16 protein-coding genes are annotated in these 18,401 nt (G+C 53.5%); 3 read left to right on the top strand and 13 right to left on the bottom strand.

Features of this window, described 5'->3' with window-relative positions; genetic code table 11:
• Positions 1-366: 366 nt before the first annotated feature.
• The 3 genes from VFG09_08865 to VFG09_08875 form a co-directional block, all read right to left on the bottom strand.
• Positions 367-2,514, bottom strand: coding sequence for a hypothetical protein (locus VFG09_08865; protein ID HET6515254.1), 2,148 nt, complete (start codon positions 2,512-2,514; stop codon positions 367-369).
• 63 nt (positions 2,515-2,577) lie between these two features.
• On the bottom strand, positions 2,578-3,354 hold the full coding sequence (locus tag VFG09_08870; protein HET6515255.1) for a hypothetical protein: 777 nt from the start codon (positions 3,352-3,354) through the stop codon (positions 2,578-2,580).
• Between the two features lie 15 nt (positions 3,355-3,369).
• Positions 3,370-4,596: a hypothetical protein gene (locus VFG09_08875; GenBank protein ID HET6515256.1), complete on the bottom strand. Its 1,227-nt coding sequence runs from the start codon at positions 4,594-4,596 to the stop codon at positions 3,370-3,372.
• A gap of 346 nt (positions 4,597-4,942) precedes the next feature.
• Here VFG09_08875 and VFG09_08880 point away from each other — a divergent pair, with 346 nt between their 5' ends.
• Positions 4,943-5,563 carry a methyltransferase domain-containing protein gene (locus tag VFG09_08880; protein HET6515257.1) on the top strand — a complete coding sequence of 207 codons (621 nt, stop codon included), beginning with the start codon at positions 4,943-4,945 and terminating at the stop codon, positions 5,561-5,563.
• Between the two features lie 21 nt (positions 5,564-5,584).
• Here the strand turns inward: VFG09_08880 and VFG09_08885 are convergent, their stop codons facing one another.
• Genes VFG09_08885 through VFG09_08895 form a run of 3 tightly spaced genes read right to left on the bottom strand, consistent with a single transcriptional unit; the run spans position 5,585 to position 8,071 of the window.
• The gene (locus VFG09_08885; protein HET6515258.1) at positions 5,585-6,178 is read right to left on the bottom strand and encodes a hypothetical protein; all 594 of its coding nucleotides are present in this window, start codon (positions 6,176-6,178) and stop codon (positions 5,585-5,587) included.
• A gap of 24 nt (positions 6,179-6,202) precedes the next feature.
• Positions 6,203-7,594 carry a diguanylate cyclase gene (locus VFG09_08890; protein HET6515259.1) on the bottom strand — a complete coding sequence of 464 codons (1,392 nt, stop codon included), beginning with the start codon at positions 7,592-7,594 and terminating at the stop codon, positions 6,203-6,205.
• Between the two features lie 48 nt (positions 7,595-7,642).
• A complete protein-coding gene (locus VFG09_08895) occupies positions 7,643-8,071 on the bottom strand; it encodes a peptidylprolyl isomerase (GenBank protein HET6515260.1) in 429 nt (142 codons plus the stop codon).
• A 120-nt stretch (positions 8,072-8,191) separates the two neighbouring features.
• On the opposite strand from VFG09_08895, the gene murQ reads away from it, so the two are divergent.
• The gene (murQ, locus tag VFG09_08900) at positions 8,192-9,085 is read left to right on the top strand and encodes an N-acetylmuramic acid 6-phosphate etherase (protein HET6515261.1); all 894 of its coding nucleotides are present in this window, start codon (positions 8,192-8,194) and stop codon (positions 9,083-9,085) included.
• On the opposite strand, the gene folP is transcribed toward murQ, so the two are convergent.
• Entirely contained in the window at positions 9,066-9,920 is an 855-nt protein-coding gene (folP, locus tag VFG09_08905) for a dihydropteroate synthase (GenBank protein ID HET6515262.1), read from the bottom strand. The two genes, murQ and folP, sit on opposite strands and share 20 nt — an antisense overlap.
• Before the next feature lie 572 nt (positions 9,921-10,492).
• Here folP and VFG09_08910 point away from each other — a divergent pair.
• On the top strand, positions 10,493-11,920 hold the full coding sequence (locus VFG09_08910) for an FAD-binding oxidoreductase (protein HET6515263.1): 1,428 nt from the start codon (positions 10,493-10,495) through the stop codon (positions 11,918-11,920).
• Between the two features lie 34 nt (positions 11,921-11,954).
• Here VFG09_08910 and VFG09_08915 read toward each other — a convergent pair whose 3' ends face one another.
• The 6 genes from VFG09_08915 to VFG09_08940 are packed head-to-tail and all read right to left on the bottom strand — an operon-like array spanning position 11,955 to position 18,248.
• Positions 11,955-13,202, bottom strand: a complete 1,248-nt coding sequence (locus VFG09_08915; GenBank protein ID HET6515264.1) for a M48 family metallopeptidase — start codon at positions 13,200-13,202, stop codon at positions 11,955-11,957.
• A 34-nt stretch (positions 13,203-13,236) separates the two neighbouring features.
• Positions 13,237-15,072 carry an ATP-dependent zinc metalloprotease FtsH gene (gene ftsH, locus VFG09_08920; protein ID HET6515265.1) on the bottom strand — a complete coding sequence of 612 codons (1,836 nt, stop codon included), beginning with the start codon at positions 15,070-15,072 and terminating at the stop codon, positions 13,237-13,239.
• A 51-nt stretch (positions 15,073-15,123) separates the two neighbouring features.
• On the bottom strand, positions 15,124-15,861 hold the full coding sequence (rph, locus tag VFG09_08925; GenBank protein ID HET6515266.1) for a ribonuclease PH: 738 nt from the start codon (positions 15,859-15,861) through the stop codon (positions 15,124-15,126).
• A complete protein-coding gene (gene murI / locus VFG09_08930; protein HET6515267.1) occupies positions 15,861-16,667 on the bottom strand; it encodes a glutamate racemase in 807 nt (268 codons plus the stop codon). The genes rph and murI overlap by 1 nt, the downstream gene beginning before the upstream one ends.
• Positions 16,668-16,669: 2 nt before the next feature.
• Positions 16,670-17,248, bottom strand: a complete 579-nt coding sequence (locus VFG09_08935; protein ID HET6515268.1) for a GerMN domain-containing protein — start codon at positions 17,246-17,248, stop codon at positions 16,670-16,672.
• On the bottom strand, positions 17,235-18,248 hold the full coding sequence (locus VFG09_08940) for an N-acetylmuramoyl-L-alanine amidase (GenBank protein ID HET6515269.1): 1,014 nt from the start codon (positions 18,246-18,248) through the stop codon (positions 17,235-17,237). Before VFG09_08940 ends, VFG09_08935 begins: the two co-directional genes overlap by 14 nt.
• Positions 18,249-18,401: the final 153 nt, after the last annotated feature.

An 18,401-nucleotide genomic window follows, 5' to 3' on the forward strand; every position in this document is an offset into this window, starting at 1 on the left:
GAGTGATCTACCGTCGTTTATTGCTGCTGTTCTGTCCAAAGTGCACATTCTCCAAGGAGGTCATATAAGAGGTAAGTAAGAAAATACGCTCTTGACAGGTTTAATACATATCAGTGTAGTGAGTCCAACGCTTCTTTACATATGTTTGACTGCATTTGGTGTCATTCCCGCGTAGGCGGGAATCCAGGCGCCCTTGTTTTCCAAAGAAAATGGATTCCCGATTACTACTTCGGGAATGACGGGCAAGGAACTTTACGACGTTTCTTATGTAAAGGGACTTCTGAATCATTACACTAGATCTTCGACTCATCAAAAGAGAAGGCCCCGGATCTTCCGGGGCCTTCTCGCTCGACACAGAATGAGCAGTTACTGACCAGGGCCATAGACCGTTGCCGGTCTTGTCCCCGCGGGCCTTGTTGCGCCGGCAAGGGGAGAGCCGTTCAGATCGGCGTAGGAATCGAGGAGCAGCTGGATGCAGTACTTGTAGTTGTGAACAGCTGCCGAGGCGTTCGGTACAAGAAGCTGAGAGGTCGCAGCAGAGGGAAGCCCCTTGACAATGAACTGGAGATTAAAGGTTGCCTTGTAGGCAGGAGGGGTCCAGGCCGTGAAGGCATTTGCAGATGTATGGGGCAGGCCGGCCTTGAAGGCATAGGGGTAATTGAGGTCATCGTACTCGATTCCCTTCGTCTTGAGCAGGGCGACGAGCTTGTTTTCGAGGGACTGGATGGATTGAGCGATGGAAAGCGTCTGTCCATTCGGATCTCCGGTATAGTTGTTGGTATCGAAATTCGCACGATAGGTGTCAACGTCAGGAGAGGCCGTCCCTGATTCCGCAGCTACGGCATTGAAGCTGCCGTGACAGGATGAGGTATTGCAACTCACCACATTCGGGTTCCATGAATGGCCGCCGTTCTTGTTATCAGCGGTAGGATTACTCATATGGCAGGTTATGCAATTTGCGGTCTGATGGGCCTCATTGACGCTGTAAGACTTGCCGGTGTATTCGTAGGCGTTCGCGCCCCACAGCATCGCGCCGGTACCAAGATAATGGGGATTGAAAAAGCTTCCGGTGATGGTCTTGCCAGGAGCGAGTTTTGTCTTGTACAGCGTATAGCCGCTCTCCCTTCCCTGATGGCAGTAAACGCAGATAGTCGCATTCTTCGTCTTGTCGAGGGGAACGGGCTGAGTGTCGAGGAATACATTCCCTGTGATCGTGACGCTGCTTGTAGAATAGTTCGTCATGATTACCGGCTGACGGGTATTCTTGCTCTGCGTCCCGACATTGGTATGGGGATCGTGGCAGGTCACACAGGTTACCGGCTCATCACCAAAGACCACTGGCGCAGAAGACGTACCTTGAACATTATCCTGGTATGCTATCGAAGTGAGGCCGTTATGGCATTTGTAGCAAGGGAAATTGTCATTGCTGCCGACACCGACGGGTACCGCTGCGTTCTGCTTCGTGCTTGCAGTGGCTCCCTTTTGCCCGCCTCCACCGGTATTGCTCCCCAGCGCCATATCATAGGGCCAGAGGCTCTGGTGACCGGCATCTGCAGTCGTGTAGTTTTTCCCCGTATTCGGATTCACATACGCCGTCGGATTGGCTGAGAATTCGGCAAAGGCAGGGGCATTGCGTTCGCCATGGGCCGAACCTCGCCACTGGGTATAGATGTCCTGCTGATGAGTCGGGCCTCCACTGTTCAGATAGTTCCCCCTGGTATGACATGGGGAACAGACCCGTTCGGCGCCCAGTTCGTTATTCGTTCCGACGACCCTTGTGATGTCGACGGTGCCGTCAGCCTGGACTGCCCCGTTTGGCTGAAAGATGAAGCCGGCAAAGGGAGACCCGGTCTTGCTCTGTGCGCCCGTAGAATCTACGACGTAGTTGCGAAAGACAGGGTATCCTACCGGTGCGCTTCTCTGGGGAACAGACACCTTAAACTCCGGCTCATGGGCATTATGGCAGGACGCACAGGAGACTGTCGGGTTCGGCAGGTTGTTCGGATCCGGTTTGGCAAGAGAGCCGTCACTGTTGAAAACGAAACGCTGGCTCGAGTTGTGGCAGACAGAACATTCCTGGATATGCTGGGGTGTGCTGACAGGAGTAGGAATCTGCGAGAAGGTGCTGTCCGGTATCTTGTTCGCATTGGCATGCGCTGTCGCATTGAATCCGGTGAAGCCGTGACAGGCATTGCACTGGTCAGCCTGAGGGTTGGGGAAAGGTATGGGACCGACTCCCCAGTGCAGGCTCGCGGGACCGTGGCAGTTCTCGCACTGAACGTTGCCGTCAGTGGTGTGGGTGGTCGCTGCCCAAGCAGGCGCGATCTGCGTTCCCGTGACATCTACGGTCGTCGCATGACAGGTATTGGTACAGCTTTCCGAGCCGACTTTTGTTGCGGTCTCGAGGGGCGGCTGCGGGCCTGCTTCCTTTGTGCCGCTCCCGCAACCAGCGAGGAAAAACAATGCCACGAGTAACAATGCTGAACAGACTAGGACCCGAGATCTCTTGGTCATTCCTACCTCCTTTTGTAACATTGGCAGCATAGTATCTTTACCTCCTTCAGAAGTTATTATCATTTAAGGCACCGTCAGATGACATTTGAGGCATGTCTGGTTCTCGTTGGCACTCCCGAGCCTCCCTTTGCTCCGGTACCAATTTCTCGGGTGAGGGTTGACCCTGAGGCCGCTCACGGCGCTGTGGCACTTCAGGCATACCTGCCCGTCGGAATGGCAGGACTGACAAGAAGTGAGGTTTTTTCTCGCTTCCCTTGCATGTTCTGCAGACCACCGATTCACAGGCACGAGGCTGTTGGGGTGACATGTCGGACACTGGGCAGTGTTGAAAACAGAATGGTTCGGGCCACCCTGCTTGACATCGATGTCGGAAAAGCCCCTTCTATGAGACAAAACCATCAAATCATTGGGATTGAATTTGTTGTGGCATGCCTGACAGAAGGCCTTTGCATCGTGGCAGCGATAGCAGCCCCTGCCGGGGTCATCAGCAGCTTTTATCGGATGGATTTCTTTCCAGTCGGTGCGGTGGGATTTCGGCATGTAATCGGCTCCAAATGTGGAGACATGGAGATCAGCGTCTATGCCTCCTCCCTGGTGACAGTCGAGACAGAAAGACTGCTGGTGGCAGTCCTTGCAGTTGTTCGGATATTTCTCGGCATACAGCCGGTGCTCCTTCACCCATAACGGGCCATGGTTGGGAGTGACGTTGTTGAGCGTATGGCACTCGTTGCAGGCCTTGATCTCCATCCCTGTTGAGTAATCGGTATGCCTGGTGACCGACCAGGCGAGAGAACTGTACAGGAGAGAGAGAGCTATGAAGATGAATATCTTTTTTGTCACACTTTCCTCCTTTCTCTACAGGTTCCAGTTCAGACTGACCCGTCCCAGCGTTCTGTTGTTAAAGCTCTCATTGACATCGTCCTCGATCCTGGCGACGAGCGAGAGGTTCTTGTTCAGAATCCACTGGCCGCCTGCCCAGTACCGCCGGGCGTAACTGTTTCCATCCTGGTCGGGTCTCATGTAGGCGTCATACTGGACACCCGCGGCGAGGAGGAACTTTTTGTTGATCTTATAATCTGCAGTAACCTCGAAACCCCACGTTTTTCCGCCGTACCCATCCCGGCGGTCGAAAGAGGCATTAACCGTAAGATTCTTCATCGGGAGGATTTTGGTTCCCACGATAAAGTTGTTAGCGGTCTCGCTGCCTTCATACGTCTGGCGGGCATAGGAAGCAAAGGGTGTTAACGGCACGTTGTCGAAACTGTATTCGGCACGCACGAGGTATTCACGGTATTGGTCGACGGCGAAGACACTGTAAATCGACGTGGAATCAAAGGTCGGGAATGACTGATAGAATTCTCCCTTGATCATGAGATTGCTCATGGGGAAGATGTCGACCCCTACCGTTGCCTCATCGAAGACCTTTGAGAGTCTGTCGTATCTCACTTCCGCGTATGGACTGAGATACCGGTAAGAGTATCTGAAGTTCAAACCGAATTCTTCCCGGGCGACGTACCAGTCATCGTATTTCCTCACGTAGCTGATTCCGAGCTGCGTTGCCTTGATACCTTCCAGGTGAACGTCGACCCCGACAAAGTAATTTCCGAGGCGGGACTGCTCCGAGTCGAGGCTGAACACGACGTCTCTGCCGCCGGCCAGGGTGATTCCAACAGGGCCGAGCTTATGGACTGAGAGTGTTGCCCCGTCCATGAGCGATGAGCCCGCAGAGAAGTTCACATACTGTCTCCCGAGCCGCAACGAAGTGTTTTCAATAGGGAGGACGACGTCGAGGTAAAGGTAGTAAAGTCTCCCCTGGAGACCATTCTCCCGGATCGCCCCGCTGTCAAAGGCATCGGTGAGCCTTCCGTATCCCGCGAGTGCGATCTTTGAATTTTCGGGATTGTAGCTCAACCTCAGGTACTGAGCGAGAATAGCCTGGCTCCTGTCCAAGTCATCAACACCCCACAAAAACTGTGTCGATGAAGTCATCTTGAACGGTTCTGCCGACGCTGCCGTGGCGACGATGAAACAGAGGAGCATGCTACAGGCAAACAAAAGGGACCATCGAAGAACTTCCCTCATCTACGACCTCCTTTCGTGGCTTCGTTTGTCTTATCTAATCTAAGCGTCCGCCAATATGCGTCTTGCCTCCTTTATGTCTCCGTAGACTCCGTGCGTCACTTTCAGATGACCACTCAGTCTTGAAATATCTGCTTCAACCAGCCGGGTGGCCATTTTTAGAATTCTTTGGATAATATCTTAGAGAACATCATCTGTCAACACTTTTTTCTGAAATCTATCGCATCTCTCTATTTGCCGTCCCGAATCTGAGGAACTTTATGAGGGTCGGTCAGGCGGGGCGTTGTTACGTGGAGGCGCTCATCGGTGCAGGGGCATTTGTCCCGCAGTTATGGTAATATGCCTGCATATGGATGAGCTTTCGAAGGAGTACGTGATCTCCTTTTTTGAAAAGACCTTGGCCATGCATGGCGACAGGCCTGAGAGCGTGGGATGGAATGCAAGGGGACAGCCACTCCATTACGAGGCGCTTCTTGATATCGGAAACATCGAAGGTGCAAAGATTCTCGACTTCGGATGCGGCAGGGGAGATTTTTACCGGTTTCTTAAGGACAGGAATATCTCGGTAGATTATACGGGTCTTGACATCAACGAGAGAATGATCTCTCTGGCGAGAGAAAAATTCCCTGAATGCAGGTTTGGTGTTCTTGACAGTGAAAAGAACGAGCTCACTGAAGAGTTTGACTACATCTTTCTCTGCGGCGTATTCAATCTCAAGGTCCAGGGACTTGACGAGACGATCAAGGAGACCATCGAAAGACTTTTTCGCCGGACCAGAATAGCCCTGGCCTTCAATGCGCTCTCAGCTCATAATCCGAGAAAGGATTGTGCCCTGCACTATATCTTTCCCGAGGAGATTTTTCAATTTGCCGTGAAAAACCTTTCCCCGACCGTTTCGCTCAGACATGACAGAATGGCCTATGATTTTGTGATCTTTGTTTACAGGGAGATCAACGGCTTTTCCGTCTGAGCATGATTCGTTCAGTTCAGATCACTTGACCTGTTTCCTTTTCTCCTCCATCTGAACGTCAAGGGCCTTCAGTTGATCGACCGTCTCTCTCAGTTCTCTGTTCTCTTTTTCTTTCTTCTTCTCGGCTTCTCGCAGCTCTTTTTCTGACTCTCTTAGTTCTCTATTCTCTTTTTCTCTCTTCTTCTCCGCTTCCTTCAGTTCCTTCTCAGACCTGACGAGGTGATCGATTCTCTGCTTCAGTCCGTCCATTTCATTCTCCAATTTCCTCAGTTCCCGCAGCAGGGCGAGCCAGTTCGCTATCTCATAATCCTTGACCTTTTCGGGTTTCAGAGAGACATAGGTCTCAAGCTCTCTCAGTGCAAGAGAATAATCGGGGGAGGGGTTATTATACGAAGAATAGAGCACGGCAAGCTGAAGGTGTGCCGCGGCGCGTGTCGAAGGATCGCCGTGGCCTTGCGCTATCCCGTCCAGCCGTCGAATCTCTCCCGCGAATTCGCCTGGCTTTATTGTGGCTTTGAGACTCGTACTTTCTCTCGTTACGGGGGCACAATGAGAGAGAGCGAGCACTGCGAATGAGATGGCAAATACCACTGTCCTTTTTCTCTTTTCAGTCACGACGAAGAATACCTTTCACGTCTCTCAATGCTCCTTCCTCCTCTTGTTGACAACGTAAACACTTCCCGGAAGGTCCTTTGCATATTCCTTCAGCTCGGCAGCGAGTTCGCCCACCTGGATGTGGCTTGTGAGCTCGAAATCCCTGTTCGTGACTACAGCGATTGAGATCGTCATAAAGGGAAAGCGCGCCTCCTGTCCCTGCCGGGTCTTTCCGTTGATATATCCCCTCTCCCTGTCTTCAGGGTCATAAAACTCCGGTATCGTTTTGTCAAAGAGGCCGATGATTGCAGTACATATATCCCGGTACCGGTCAGGGGTCGTGATGACGACAAAATCATCTCCGCCGATATGGCCCACAAAGTCATCGCCGGTCCCGCAATCGGCAACTGACTTCTCCACAATCCGTGCGGTCGTTTTCAGGACCTCGCTGCCCCTGGCGTATCCGTAGCGATCGTTGAACGCCTTGAAGTCGTCAATATCCAAATGACAAAATGCCAGGGGATCACCCGCTTCAACCCGCTCGCTGAGCACATTCTCTATCGCGATGTTTCCTGGAAGTCTTGTGAGGGGACTCGCGTCGAGGCACTTCACCTCCATTTGTTTCAGCCTTTTCGCCATATCCCGAAAGGCATGAAAAAGCTCTCCCAATTCGTCCTGGTTCTTTATCTCAGGAACGGAGTCGAATCTTCCTTCCGAGATTTCCTTTGTAGCGTTCTTCAGACTGGACAGAGGGTCCGCAATACTCTTCGTTATCAGAAACGACGCAATTATGCCGGCGAGAATACTGACAACACAGAGTATTGCCGTGACCCTGAAGGCCGTTGCGCCGATCTGTGAGGTGAGGAGGGTTTTTTCACGCTGGGCACTACGGGCCTTAAGAGAAATCTCTTTGATCAGGCTTATGAGCTCTTCCTGGCGATTTCTGATTTCCCTGTCGTACCTCACTCCCTGAGGGGAGGAAGGAGGCGCCAAGGAAAGCATGCTCTCCGTAAAGAGATCGCTGTATTCAGCGTGGAGGGTCGCCAGGCGGTCCAGGGGGACCTCCTGAAGGTCCGGCAGACCGCGTATCCCATTATAGAGATTCTCGAACTCCCTGCTCTTTTCCTTGAAGAGGGCCATGGTCTCCGGGCTCTTGAGGATGCTGTATCGTCGTGCGTAAAGCTCCTGGGAGAGAAGGACATCGATCATCTTTTCCGACGTTTCTATCAGGGATATATCCGTCCTTATGACACTTCGGTTAATATCGTTTAGCCGTTCAAGACTCCAGAGGCTGAAGACGGCGACAGCGAGGAGCAGAACATAGAGCGTGAGGTAACCGAGGAAGAGTTTTCTTGCGATCGTGAGACGGAGAAAGGGGAGAAAGACTCTTGCGAAGGGAGAGCCATCTTCGTCCGATGCGGCGTCAGCATACGGCATCTTCGTAAGTGTTCTCTTTCCTGAGAAAGGTTCGGCCAAGGGAGTCACTCACAGGATCTCGAGAAGTGTCGTATCGAATATCAGGGTCTTTCCGGCGAGGGGATGGTTGTAATCCATGGTAAAGGAGGTTTCTGATATTTTGATCACCGTTCCCATAACAGGAAGGCCGTCAGCACGATACAATTGCAACTGCTTGCCGACCTCGGGGTGAAAACCTTCCGGCACCCTCTTCTTATCGAGTTCGCAAACGCGTTCCTTTCTGTGAGGGCCATAGGCCTGCTCCATCCCTATCCTGATGGACCGTGATTCACCGGTGGTCATGCCGATCACTCCCTTTTCGAGTCCGGCGACTACCTCTCCTTCCCCGACGGTAAACTCGAGAGGCCTGTCGGCTGCCGAGGAATCGAAGATGGTGCCGTCCTCGAGTTTTCCTATGTATTCGATTCTGATCGTGTCTCCTTCTTTCACTGCAGTCATTGATCGCTCCTCCGTTACCTGTACAACTGTTAGTGTTATTGTATCATATCCATTCGGAAGGGATTTTCTTCGTGCCCATGACATGCTATGATAGACCTCATGACGCGGTAATGCTGCGCTATGTCAACGACAGAAGAGAGAAACCCCAAATCAGGGAACATCGATGTCCTCGCTGTAGAGCGGGTGCTTGAGCTGATGAACGAGGAGGACGCTGCCGTCATTCATGCGGTCAGGGCCGCCATCCCTTCTCTTGCGAAGGCCGTGGAAGAGGCTGTATCGGCGATCAGAAGGGGCGGGAGAATATTCTATGTCGGGGCCGGGACGAGCGGAAGGATCGGTCTGATCGATGCAGCGGAAATGCCACCGACCTTCGGCGTGTCTCACGATCTTTTTCGTGCTGTGATCGCGGGAGGAGATGCTTCGATAAGGAAGTCCGTTGAAGGCGCTGAAGATGACGTAGATGCCGGAAGGGATAGTGCATTTTCTGTCACGAGTAAGGACATGGTCATCGGGATATCGGCAAGCGGGAGGGCTCCCTTTGTCCTGGCCTTCCTCGATACGGCAAGAAAACGCGGTGCAAGGACATGGTTGATGACCTGCAACAGGACGGAGATGCCACTCTTCCTTGACGACTCTACGATGGTTATGCCTGACGGAATCGTCGAGGTCGTCACCGGACCTGAGGTGATCGCCGGATCCACACGGCTGAAGGCGGGGACCGCCGCAAAGCTCGTTCTCAATATGTTCTCCAGCGCAACTATGATCAGGATCGGAAAGGTTTACAGGGGATTGATGGTTGACGTTGTCCCCTCGAACAAGAAGCTTGTTCAGAGGGCTGAGGGAATCATCATGGAAATAACAGGCTGCACCAGGGAAGAGGCCGGCCGATACCTCAGGCTGGCCGAGATGAGGCCGAAGGTGGCAATCGTTATGAAAGCGAGGGGGGTGTCAAAGGAAGAAGCCTGGGATCTCCTCAGAAATTCCGGCGATTCCCTCAGGGAGATTCTCGGATAATCCCGCTCTTGATCGCGTCTGCAACCTTTGCCACCCTGGCCATCTCTTTCACGTCGTGAACACGGACGATATGGGCTCCGTTAAGAATCGCGATAGCCACTGCCGCAGCAGTGCCTTCAACGCGGTCGGAGGGTGGGGCGCCTGCCAGTACCTTCCCTATGAAGGCCTTTCGTGAAGGGCCCACGAGAAGAGGTTTCCCGAGGCGTGAAAATTCGCCGAGGTTCCCGAGAATCTCGAGATTGTGTTCGAAGGTCTTGCCGAAACCAATGCCCGGATCAAGAATTATGCTCTCTTCCCGAACCCCAGCTTCCACAGCAAGCCTGATGCCCTCCCTGAGATAATCCATAATCTCCGGTATCAAGGCATCATAGACCGGATTGACCTGCATGTTTTTCGGCGTTCCCCGGATGTGCATGATCACGAGCGGCACGTTATAGTCGGCAACGATCTTCGGCATTTCCGGATCAAAGCGCAGGCCGCTGATGTCATTGACGATTGACGCCCCGGCATCGAGCGCCCTTCTTGCTATAGCCGACTTATAAGTGTCTATGGATATCGGTATCGGTAATTTCTTTGCCAGGGCCTCGATAACAGGGATGGTCCTCCTCAATTCTTCCTCAATCGGCGGCGCTTCAGAGCCAGGCCGTGTAGATTCCCCGCCGATATCGATGATGTCCGCACCGTCTTCGACAAGCCTGAACCCGCGCTCGATCGCGGCGTCTCTGTCGAAAAAAGCGCCGCCATCGGAAAATGAATCGGGCGTCACATTCAGGATGCCCATGATGTGGGTCTTCCTTGAGAGATCAAGCTTGTACTTGGACCATTCGAGTATCATGTGTCTTCGTTATTAGTCAATCTTCCGACCTTCCGTTATGTGTCGGTAGAAAGCAAATTTGGAACATACTAACCCATTAAATAGGGTGGTTTCAAGGGCCGGACTTGTTGGATCAAAAGCAATTTGACACAAGGTTGCATTGCTTCTATAATGCAATCAAATGCAGAAGAAATTCAATAATAGCTGTTCCCGTCGCGCTGGCGCGCTTGATTCGCGCGACTGAACAATCCGTTCGAGCACGGCACAGCACCTACATTGAGTCCTTCGGCCTCCAGCAAGCTCGCGCTAACGTCATAGTCATAGGCGGCTTTATTGAAAGGCGGTATACCTTCACAGGGGAAGATGGCAAACAATACGAAATTGAGATTTCTGACAGTACAGTAAATACAGCAAAATCGATAATCCAAAATATCATAGATTCATACCAATGGATGTGAAAGAAAAGAACTCAATCGGGGTTAACAATTTACTCTAGGCGACGCTGGGGATTGGCTGCTTTGAGCCCCGCGTCCTTGAGCATTGTCGTTAGGCGCCGCACTGATCTCAAACAAACCACCATAAAGGGGAGGTTCATGATGGCAGACATACGAATTATCACGACAAGTCGCTCGGAAAAGGTGATTAAGGAAGTCGCCGTCGAAGCCTTCAGAGCCGGTCTTCGAGGCGAACTCCTCACGCCTGACTCTGCAGGCTATCACGAGGCGCGGAGGATCTGGAACGCCATGATCGACCGCAGGCCAGCGCTGATCGCCCGATGCACGTCGCCTGAAGATGTTGTCCAGGCCGTAAAGTTCGCGCGCAAGCACGACCTCCTTGTCTCGATTCGAGGGGGCGGCCATAACATCGCGGGCAATGCCGTCTGCGACGACGGCCTCATGATCGACCTCTCGCTGATGAAGCGCGTCCAAATTGACCTGAACGCGCGCCGGGCGACCGTCGAGCCCGGCTGCACCCTTGCCGACTTCGACGCGGCCGCGCAGGCGCACGGTCTCGCCACGCCGTTGGGCATCAACTCGACCACGGGCATGGCCGGCCTGACGCTCGGCGGCGGCTTCGGGTGGCTGAGCCGGAAGTACGGCATGACCATCGACAACCTGCTCTCTGCCGATGTCGTCACGGCGGATGGCAATCAAGTGCATGCCAGCGAAACGGAAAACGATGACCTCTTCTGGGGGCTCCGTGGTGGAGGCGGGAACTTCGGTATTGTCACCAGCTTCGAGTTCCAGCTCCATCACGTTGGGCCGGGAGTGCTGAGCGGGTTCATCGTCTTCCCCTTCGACCAGGCAAAGTCAGTGCTCAGGCAGTTCGCCCGTTTCACCGAGACGATGCCGGACGAGCTCAACGTCTGGATGATCACCCGGAAGGCTCCCCCGCTGCCCTTCCTGCAGAAGGACGTCCACGGGAAAGAGATCGTCGTGCTCGCACTGTGCTATGCGGGTGAACCGACTGAGGGCGAAAAGCTGATCGAGCCGCTGCGCGGGTTCGGCACAGCGCACGGCGAACACATCGGTGTTCAGCCGTACACCGCGTGGCAGCAGGCCTTCGATCCGCCCTTGACACCGGGCGCTCGCAACTACTGGAAGTCGCACAACTTCTCGAAGCTCAGCGACGGCGCGATCGACGTCATCATCGAATACGCCGGCACGCTGCCGTCACCGCAGTGCGAGATCTTCGTCGGCACGATCGGAGGCCAGACGGCCCGCATAGCGCCCGAGGCGATGGCCTACTCAAGTCGGGATGCCAATTATGTGATGAACGTGCACGGCCGCTGGGAGTCGGCCGCCGAGGATGAGCGCTGTATCGCCTGGGCGCGCGAGTTCTTCGCCAAGGCACAACCTTTTGCCAGCAGCGGAGCGTACATCAACTTCCTGACCCAGGAAGAGACCAACCGCATCGCCTTCGCCTACGGTGCGGCGTACAATCGGCTGGTGGCGCTCAAGAAGAAATACGACCCGACGAACATCTTCCGGATGAACCAGAACATCAAGCCTTCGGTCTGAGGACAGAAAGGGGCTCTGACACCCCGCCGGGATTTTATTCCTGTGTCACCATGCTGTGTATCTCCCTCACCCGTTGTACCACCGGCGGATGGGAGTAATAGAATGCTGCATACAGGGGATGGGGATGGAGGTTCGAGAGGTTGTCCTTCGAAAGTTTTATGAGCGATGTTGCCATCGCCCCGGGATTCCCCGTTATTACGGCTGCAAACCCGTCGGCCTCCCTTTCATGCTTCCGTGAGAGATAACTCATGAGGGGCGTGAAGGGAAACGCGACGATGCCTCCGATAAAGCCGAGGATGAGGAGGCTCGCAAAGATGGTGTTGTGCCGAAGTGCGAAAAGATCGTTCAGGAAACCGGTCCCGATTATTCGGAAGGAGAGGTACAGGCCGATGAATGAAAGGGCCTCTACCATCACGATGTGCTTCAGGATATGTCTCTTCTTCCAGTGGCCCGCTTCGTGGGCCAGGACCGAAAGGATCTCTTCCCTGTCCAATTTCTCGAGGAGCGTATCAAAGAGGATGATGCGCTTTACCCTGCCGATGCCGGTAAAATAGGCATTGGTGTGGCGGCTCCTCTTCGACGCGTCGATGCGAAAAATCCTGCTGACCATGATCCCGGCCTTTTTCATGAGCTCCTTGATCGGACCTTCCAGGGTCTCGTCATCGAGGGGAGTGAATTTGTTGAAGAGGGGTTCGATAACATAGGGCGAGATATACATGATGAGGAGACTGAAGACGAGGAAAAAGAGCCACACAATAAACCACCAATGTTCCGGGCTCATGGTGATGATAAAGAATGCCGATGCCGTCATGGTGCCGAGAAGTATGGTGGTAAGGCCTATGGATTTCAGAAAATCGCTGACCCACAATCTCCCTGTCATGGTGTTGAAGCCGTACTTGTTCTCTATCCTGAAGTCGCTGTAAAGGTCAAAGGGAATCGAGAGTATGGTCTTTGCATAGGTCAGGAAGAGGAAGAAGAGCGTTCCCGAGACAACGGAGTTCTGATTGAGGGAGACGATCCACGAGTTATAGGTATTGAAGAGCCCCCCGAAGAAGAAGAAGAGGATGACAATACTATCCAAAGCAATCGACTCGATGATGCTGAAACGGCTGTGCTCGACGGTATAATCCCTCGTCTTCTTCAGCACGTCCCTGTCGATGTAATCCGAGAATTCCAGGGGAACAACATCACCGTATTGTTTCAGGTGTCTCAGATTAAGGATCTGGAGCCAGTAACCAAAGGATGCGACGAAGAGGTAGGCGAGAAGAAGAATGATCAGCATAGGCGAAAGGGAAAGATCGACCGGAATAAACCCTTTATACCGCAACCTCTTCGCTGCTGCCGGCCTTCGTCTGCTCCTTCCCGTTCACCTGAGCAATGAGGGCATCAATTTCGGAAGCATCGAGGGTCTCCTTATCGAGCAGGGCTCTTGCAAAGGCTTCGAGGATGTTGTAGTTCGATACGAGGAGTTTCTTCGATTCGTCGTATGCATCGGTAACAATGCCCCTCACCTCTTCATCGATCTCTTCGGCAATCTTCTCGCTGTAATCCTTGTGCTTTGCTATCTCCCTGCCGAGAAAGATCTGTTCGTCCTTCTTGCCGAAGGTGAGGGGCCCCAGTTTCTCGCTCATCCCCCATTCCGTGACCATTCTCCTTGCGAGGTCAGTCGCGCGCTCTATGTCGTTCCCCGCGCCCGTTGTCATATGGTGGAGGGCGATCTCCTCAGCCGCTCTTCCGCCCATGAGAACCTTTATCGTCTTGAGGAGATGGTCCTTGGAGTACGTATACTTGTCATCAATGGGAAGTTGCTGCGTCACTCCCAGCGCCCTGCCGCGCGGTATGATGCTCACCTTGTGGATTGGGTCTGTCCCCGGGGTCAGCCTTGCCACAAGTGCGTGACCGGCCTCGTGATAAGCCGTATTGGTCTTTTCTGCTTCGCTGATGATCATGCTCTTACGCTCGACTCCCATGAGGACCTTGTCCTTTGCGGACTCAAAGTCCAACATCTCGACCTTGCTCTTTGACTGCCTTGCTGCAAGGAGGGCAGCCTCATTTACGAGGTTTGCGAGATCTGCCCCGGAAAAGCCCGGTGTCCCCCTCGCTATAAGATCGAGATTCACCTTCTCGTCAAGGGGGATCTTCTTGGTGTGGACCTTGAGGATTTCCAGCCTTCCCTTTACGTCAGGCGCTGGAACAACCACCTGCCTGTCAAACCTTCCGGGCCTCAAAAGGGCAGGATCGAGGACGTCGGGCCTGTTCGTCGCAGCGATAATGATCACGCCTTCAGTACCTTCGAACCCGTCCATCTCAACGAGGAGCTGGTTAAGGGTCTGTTCCCGTTCATCGTGCCCGCCTCCGAGACCGGCGCCTCTGTGCCGTCCCACAGCGTCGATCTCGTCTATGAACACAATGCAGGGCGCGCTCTTCTTGGCCTGCTCAAAGAGGTCCCTCACCCTCGAAGCACCGACTCCCACGAACATCTCGACAAAATCCGATCCTGAAATACTGAAAAAGGGGACACCCGCTTCGCCTGCAATAGCCTTGGCAAGGAGGGTCTTTCCCGTACCGGGAGAGCCGACGAGCAAAACCCCCTTCGGGATCTTCCCTCCGAGTTTCGAGAACTTCTGCGGGTCTTTGAGAAAGTCGATGATCTCCTGGACCTCTGCCTTTGCCTCCTCCACACCGGCAACGTCGGCAAACGTAAGCTTTACAGCCTTGTTCGATATAAGGCGTGCCTTGCTCTTTCCAAAGGATAGCGCCCTGTTACCGCCGGTCTGCATCTGGCGCATGAAAAAGATCCAGATGAGGGCTATGAAGATGATGGGGCCCCAGGAGATCAGGAAGTTGATGTACCAGGGATTCTGGTCGGGCGGCCTTGCCGAGATCTTGACACCCTTTGCCCTCAGGTCTTTGACAAGGTCAGGATATTCGGCAGAATAGGTCTTGAATTTCTTGCCGTCTTTCAACCGTCCTGTGATGTGGTTTTCCTTTATGACAACCTCTTCTACCTCGCCTTGGTCAACTTTTGCCATGAAATCAGAGAAGATCATCTCGTCTTCCATCTTCTGGGGCGTACTGACGAGGTTAAAGAGGAGTATCATCATCAGGCCTATCAGCAACCAGATAAAGAGACTCCTGTAAACACCGCTCAATGCTCAGCTACCTCCAAACGTATTATTTTGATTTTACCACACTCCCCATCCTTAAGCAAAGCCGATGGCCCCGGTTGAGCTGAGGGCCTCTTTCTGGATGGCGATCAGGTTCCTGATACCGCTCTCTGCAAGATCTATGAGGGCTTCAAGGTCCCTCTTAGAAAAAGGCGAGCCTTCAGCAGTCCCCTGAACCTCAACGAAATTGCCATTCCCTGTCATAACAACATTCATATCCACCTCTGCCGCGGAATCTTCCGAATAGCAGAGGTCAAGGAGGAGTTCACCATGGATGATCCCGACGCTGACGGCCGCGAGGTAGTCCCTGATAGGTGTCTTCAGGATCATCCCCTTGTCAAGGGCATAGTTCAGGGAATCGGCCATGCATATGAAGGCGCCGGTGATCGAAGCTGTCCGTGTTCCTCCATCCGCCTGAATGACGTCGCAGTCGATCCAGACCGTCCGCTCTCCAAGGGCCTCAAGGTCTACAACGGACCTGAGCGCCCTGCCGATGAGCCTTTGGATTTCATGGGTCCTCCCGCCTATCCTGCCCGAGACGGATTCCCTCATCATCCTCGTATGGGTCGACCTAGGGATCATCCCGTATTCCGCTGTGATCCAGCCCTTCTTCTGGTCTTTCAGGAACGGGGGGACCTTTTCCTCGATGGAAGATGCGCAGATGACTTTGGTATCCCCCATCTCGATAAGGACGGAGCCCTCCGCAGTCCTCAGGAAGTTCCGCGTTATCTTAACCTTCCTCAGTTCGTCGTTCTTTCTGCCGTCCTGCCTCATCAGCGACCTCCGATATCGATTTTTGCGATCTTCTCTATCCTTTGACCGAGGAACCTCTCGCCGACGCGCCTGAACCGCTCAGGGGCGTCGGTCAGGTAAAAGAGCCTTGAGGGTTCGGCCGCCGAATCGGCCTCGATGCCGTCCCTGAGCAGTGTCTTTCTGATCTCTCGTACCGTCTCAATGGCAGAGTCTATGAGTACGATGGAGCTTCCCATCACCTTCCCAATAACGTTCTTCAGGAGAGGATAATGGGTGCAGCCGAGGACGAGGGTATCTATGCCCTTATCTTTCACATTCTTCAGATAGCGTTCGGCGACAATCTCCGCTATCTCCCCTTCTGTCAATCCTTCTTCGACAAGGGGTACGAAGAGGGGGCAGGGGAGGCCGAAGACATCGATGGAATCATCAAAGCCCTTGATGATCCGCGTATAAGCGTTACTTCCGATAGTAGCCTCCGTGCCGATAACGCCGACCTTTCTGTTTCTCGTAGTCTTTGCCGCTGCCCGCGATCCCGGTTCGATAACGCCGATCACGGGCATAGATACCCGCTTTCGTATCTCCTCAAGGCTGACTGCCGAGACCGTATTACAGGCCACCACGAGAAGTTTAATGCCCTCCGAGACGAGAAAACCGGTGTTTTCGAAAGAATAACGCGTCACTGTTTCTGCCGACCGAATGCCGTAGGGCACACGGGCCGTATCCCCGAGGTAGAGGGTGCTCTCCTTCGGGAGTACCCTGAAGAGCTCCTTGAGAACGGTCAGTCCGCCTATTCCTGAATCGAAGACACCGATGGGCTTATTGTTCATCGCTACTTGGCCTCGGCCAGGGTATTCTTCAGGGGATAGAGGCTGAAGATGTGACCACCGATACTCTCTATCTCCTTGCCTTCGACAATGATCTTCACATCGTCTATGCCCTTGACATTCGATATGACAGTTTCGTAAAGCCCCTTGAGGAGAAGGAATTCTGCCGGAGCGTCGCCCTGAAAGTTTCTCCTGAAATCATCAGAGAGGTTAACATAGAGAATGCCGTCGCTGCCGCGGTACGATCCAAGGACCTTTGCACCGGAAGGGATAATGCGCTTTTCGGTGTTCGGAAAACTCGTCGGACCCTTGAGGAACTCTTCGATCGTCTCTTCTGCAATCGTCAGGTCCGTCCCCCTCCGGACCCGTCTTTCTTCCATAGCAAGCCTTCCCCCTGACGGATAGTAGATCCTCACAGATATCAAATCATCAATCTGCTGCTGTGCTGCCGGCTGAGGCTCCTGAGGTTCCGGCTTCTGAAGGGGAAATTTCTTTGACACGAAGAGATATCCTCCTGCTATGCCGATGCCGAAGAGGAGCAGAAACACGAAGACCCAGAGAAGTTTTATTCTATCGATTCGCATAGGCAGAGAGTCCCCTCACAAGGGCTTCAACGAGCTTGGTCCTCAAGGGTTTATCATAGGCGAGGTTCACCGGGAGTTCAATAAGGACGGCGGGCGCGTTCATGGAGCTCAGGAGCGGCAGATTCATCTCCCGATAGATGATGTCGTTCTTGAATTCTGCACCGAGCGTCTTCCCCAGACCCTCGGAAAGGGCCTTGCTCTTTTCGATGAACCTCTTCTGTCTCGATATCAGACTGTACAGTTCTGTCGGTTGGGCCTCAGTAGTCGACGGTTCAGTGAAACAGGTGAAGATGACAAAGGCGGACGAAAGCGAGAGGTGTATGCTGATGAAGGCGTCAAGGGGTTTCTGATTTGCTGCGAAGGCCCTGTCGGTGATCGACAGGAACTGGTCGGACTTCCTCGTCAGCGTCGCATGCCTGTTCTTTCTCGTGAGGACAGCCTCCAAATCGCGCGCAATAGAAAGCGTTATGTCCTTTTCCCTGAGATCTCCTGAGATGATGCCCAGGTCGTATCCGCCGTGACCGGGGTCGAGGACTACGTGGAACCCGGGAGACATATCGGGAAGCCCGCTTTCTTTGGTCGCCGGCCGGCGGCCTTCGTCTCCGGACACCGGTATGACATCAAGTGAGAGTCGCGGGGGTGAGGACAGCTGCAAGACCTTTATCTTGAAAGGGGTACTCTGGTTTATGAGATAGACGTTTCCCTTCAACAATGTCTCAACGTCCGGAATGTTCTTCGTCGTGAGTCTGACAGGCACAGGAAACCGTACCTTTATCTGGTCCCGTGCGGGTGTAACGACTATGGCCCTGATGAAAAGATCATCTGCTGCTTCAAAGACAAAGCGGCTGAACCCCTCATTCCTGCTGAATCTGATCGATACGTCAACAGGAGAGGGAAGGGGACTTCCGCCTCCCTTTACCTGCGCAAGGGCTGTCTCAAGGCCCGTTCCGAGGAAGAGTGCCAGGAGGAGGGCCCCGAATCCTTTCATCAGCCTTTTCATTGCAGTATAATTTCTCATATCTCAGTGAAGTTTTGCAACAGACCGTTGTCTTCCTTGATCAGCGAAAACCCCTGCTGAAGCGGTTAAGAGTCGACATAATCGGGCAATTGCTGCTTCCCACCATCGGTTGCCGGACGACGGCGAGCGACATCT

This window comes from Thermodesulfovibrionales bacterium, from assembly GCA_035686305.1.
Taxonomy (GTDB): Bacteria; Nitrospirota; Thermodesulfovibrionia; order Thermodesulfovibrionales; family UBA9159; genus DASRZP01.

What these genes read in the sequence shown, in the direction of transcription:
- VFG09_08865 (HET6515254.1), bottom strand. Translation starts at nt 2,514, where the DNA reads ATGACCAAGAGATCTCGGGTCCTAGTCTGTTCAGCATTGTTACTCGTG.
- VFG09_08875 (HET6515256.1), bottom strand. Translation starts at nt 4,596, where the DNA reads ATGAGGGAAGTTCTTCGATGGTCCCTTTTGTTTGCCTGTAGCATGCTC.
- VFG09_08880 (HET6515257.1), top strand. Translation starts at nt 4,943, where the DNA reads ATGGATGAGCTTTCGAAGGAGTACGTGATCTCCTTTTTTGAAAAGACC.
- VFG09_08890 (HET6515259.1), bottom strand. Translation starts at nt 7,594, where the DNA reads ATGCCGTATGCTGACGCCGCATCGGACGAAGATGGCTCTCCCTTCGCA.
- VFG09_08895 (HET6515260.1), bottom strand. Translation starts at nt 8,071, where the DNA reads ATGACTGCAGTGAAAGAAGGAGACACGATCAGAATCGAATACATAGGA.
- murQ (HET6515261.1), top strand. Translation starts at nt 8,192, where the DNA reads ATGTCAACGACAGAAGAGAGAAACCCCAAATCAGGGAACATCGATGTC.
- folP (HET6515262.1), bottom strand. Translation starts at nt 9,920, where the DNA reads ATGATACTCGAATGGTCCAAGTACAAGCTTGATCTCTCAAGGAAGACC.
- VFG09_08910 (HET6515263.1), top strand. Translation starts at nt 10,493, where the DNA reads ATGATGGCAGACATACGAATTATCACGACAAGTCGCTCGGAAAAGGTG.
- VFG09_08915 (HET6515264.1), bottom strand. Translation starts at nt 13,202, where the DNA reads ATGCTGATCATTCTTCTTCTCGCCTACCTCTTCGTCGCATCCTTTGGT.
- rph (HET6515266.1), bottom strand. Translation starts at nt 15,861, where the DNA reads ATGAGGCAGGACGGCAGAAAGAACGACGAACTGAGGAAGGTTAAGATA.
- murI (HET6515267.1), bottom strand. Translation starts at nt 16,667, where the DNA reads ATGAACAATAAGCCCATCGGTGTCTTCGATTCAGGAATAGGCGGACTG.
- VFG09_08935 (HET6515268.1), bottom strand. Translation starts at nt 17,248, where the DNA reads ATGCGAATCGATAGAATAAAACTTCTCTGGGTCTTCGTGTTTCTGCTC.
- VFG09_08940 (HET6515269.1), bottom strand. Translation starts at nt 18,248, where the DNA reads ATGAAAAGGCTGATGAAAGGATTCGGGGCCCTCCTCCTGGCACTCTTC.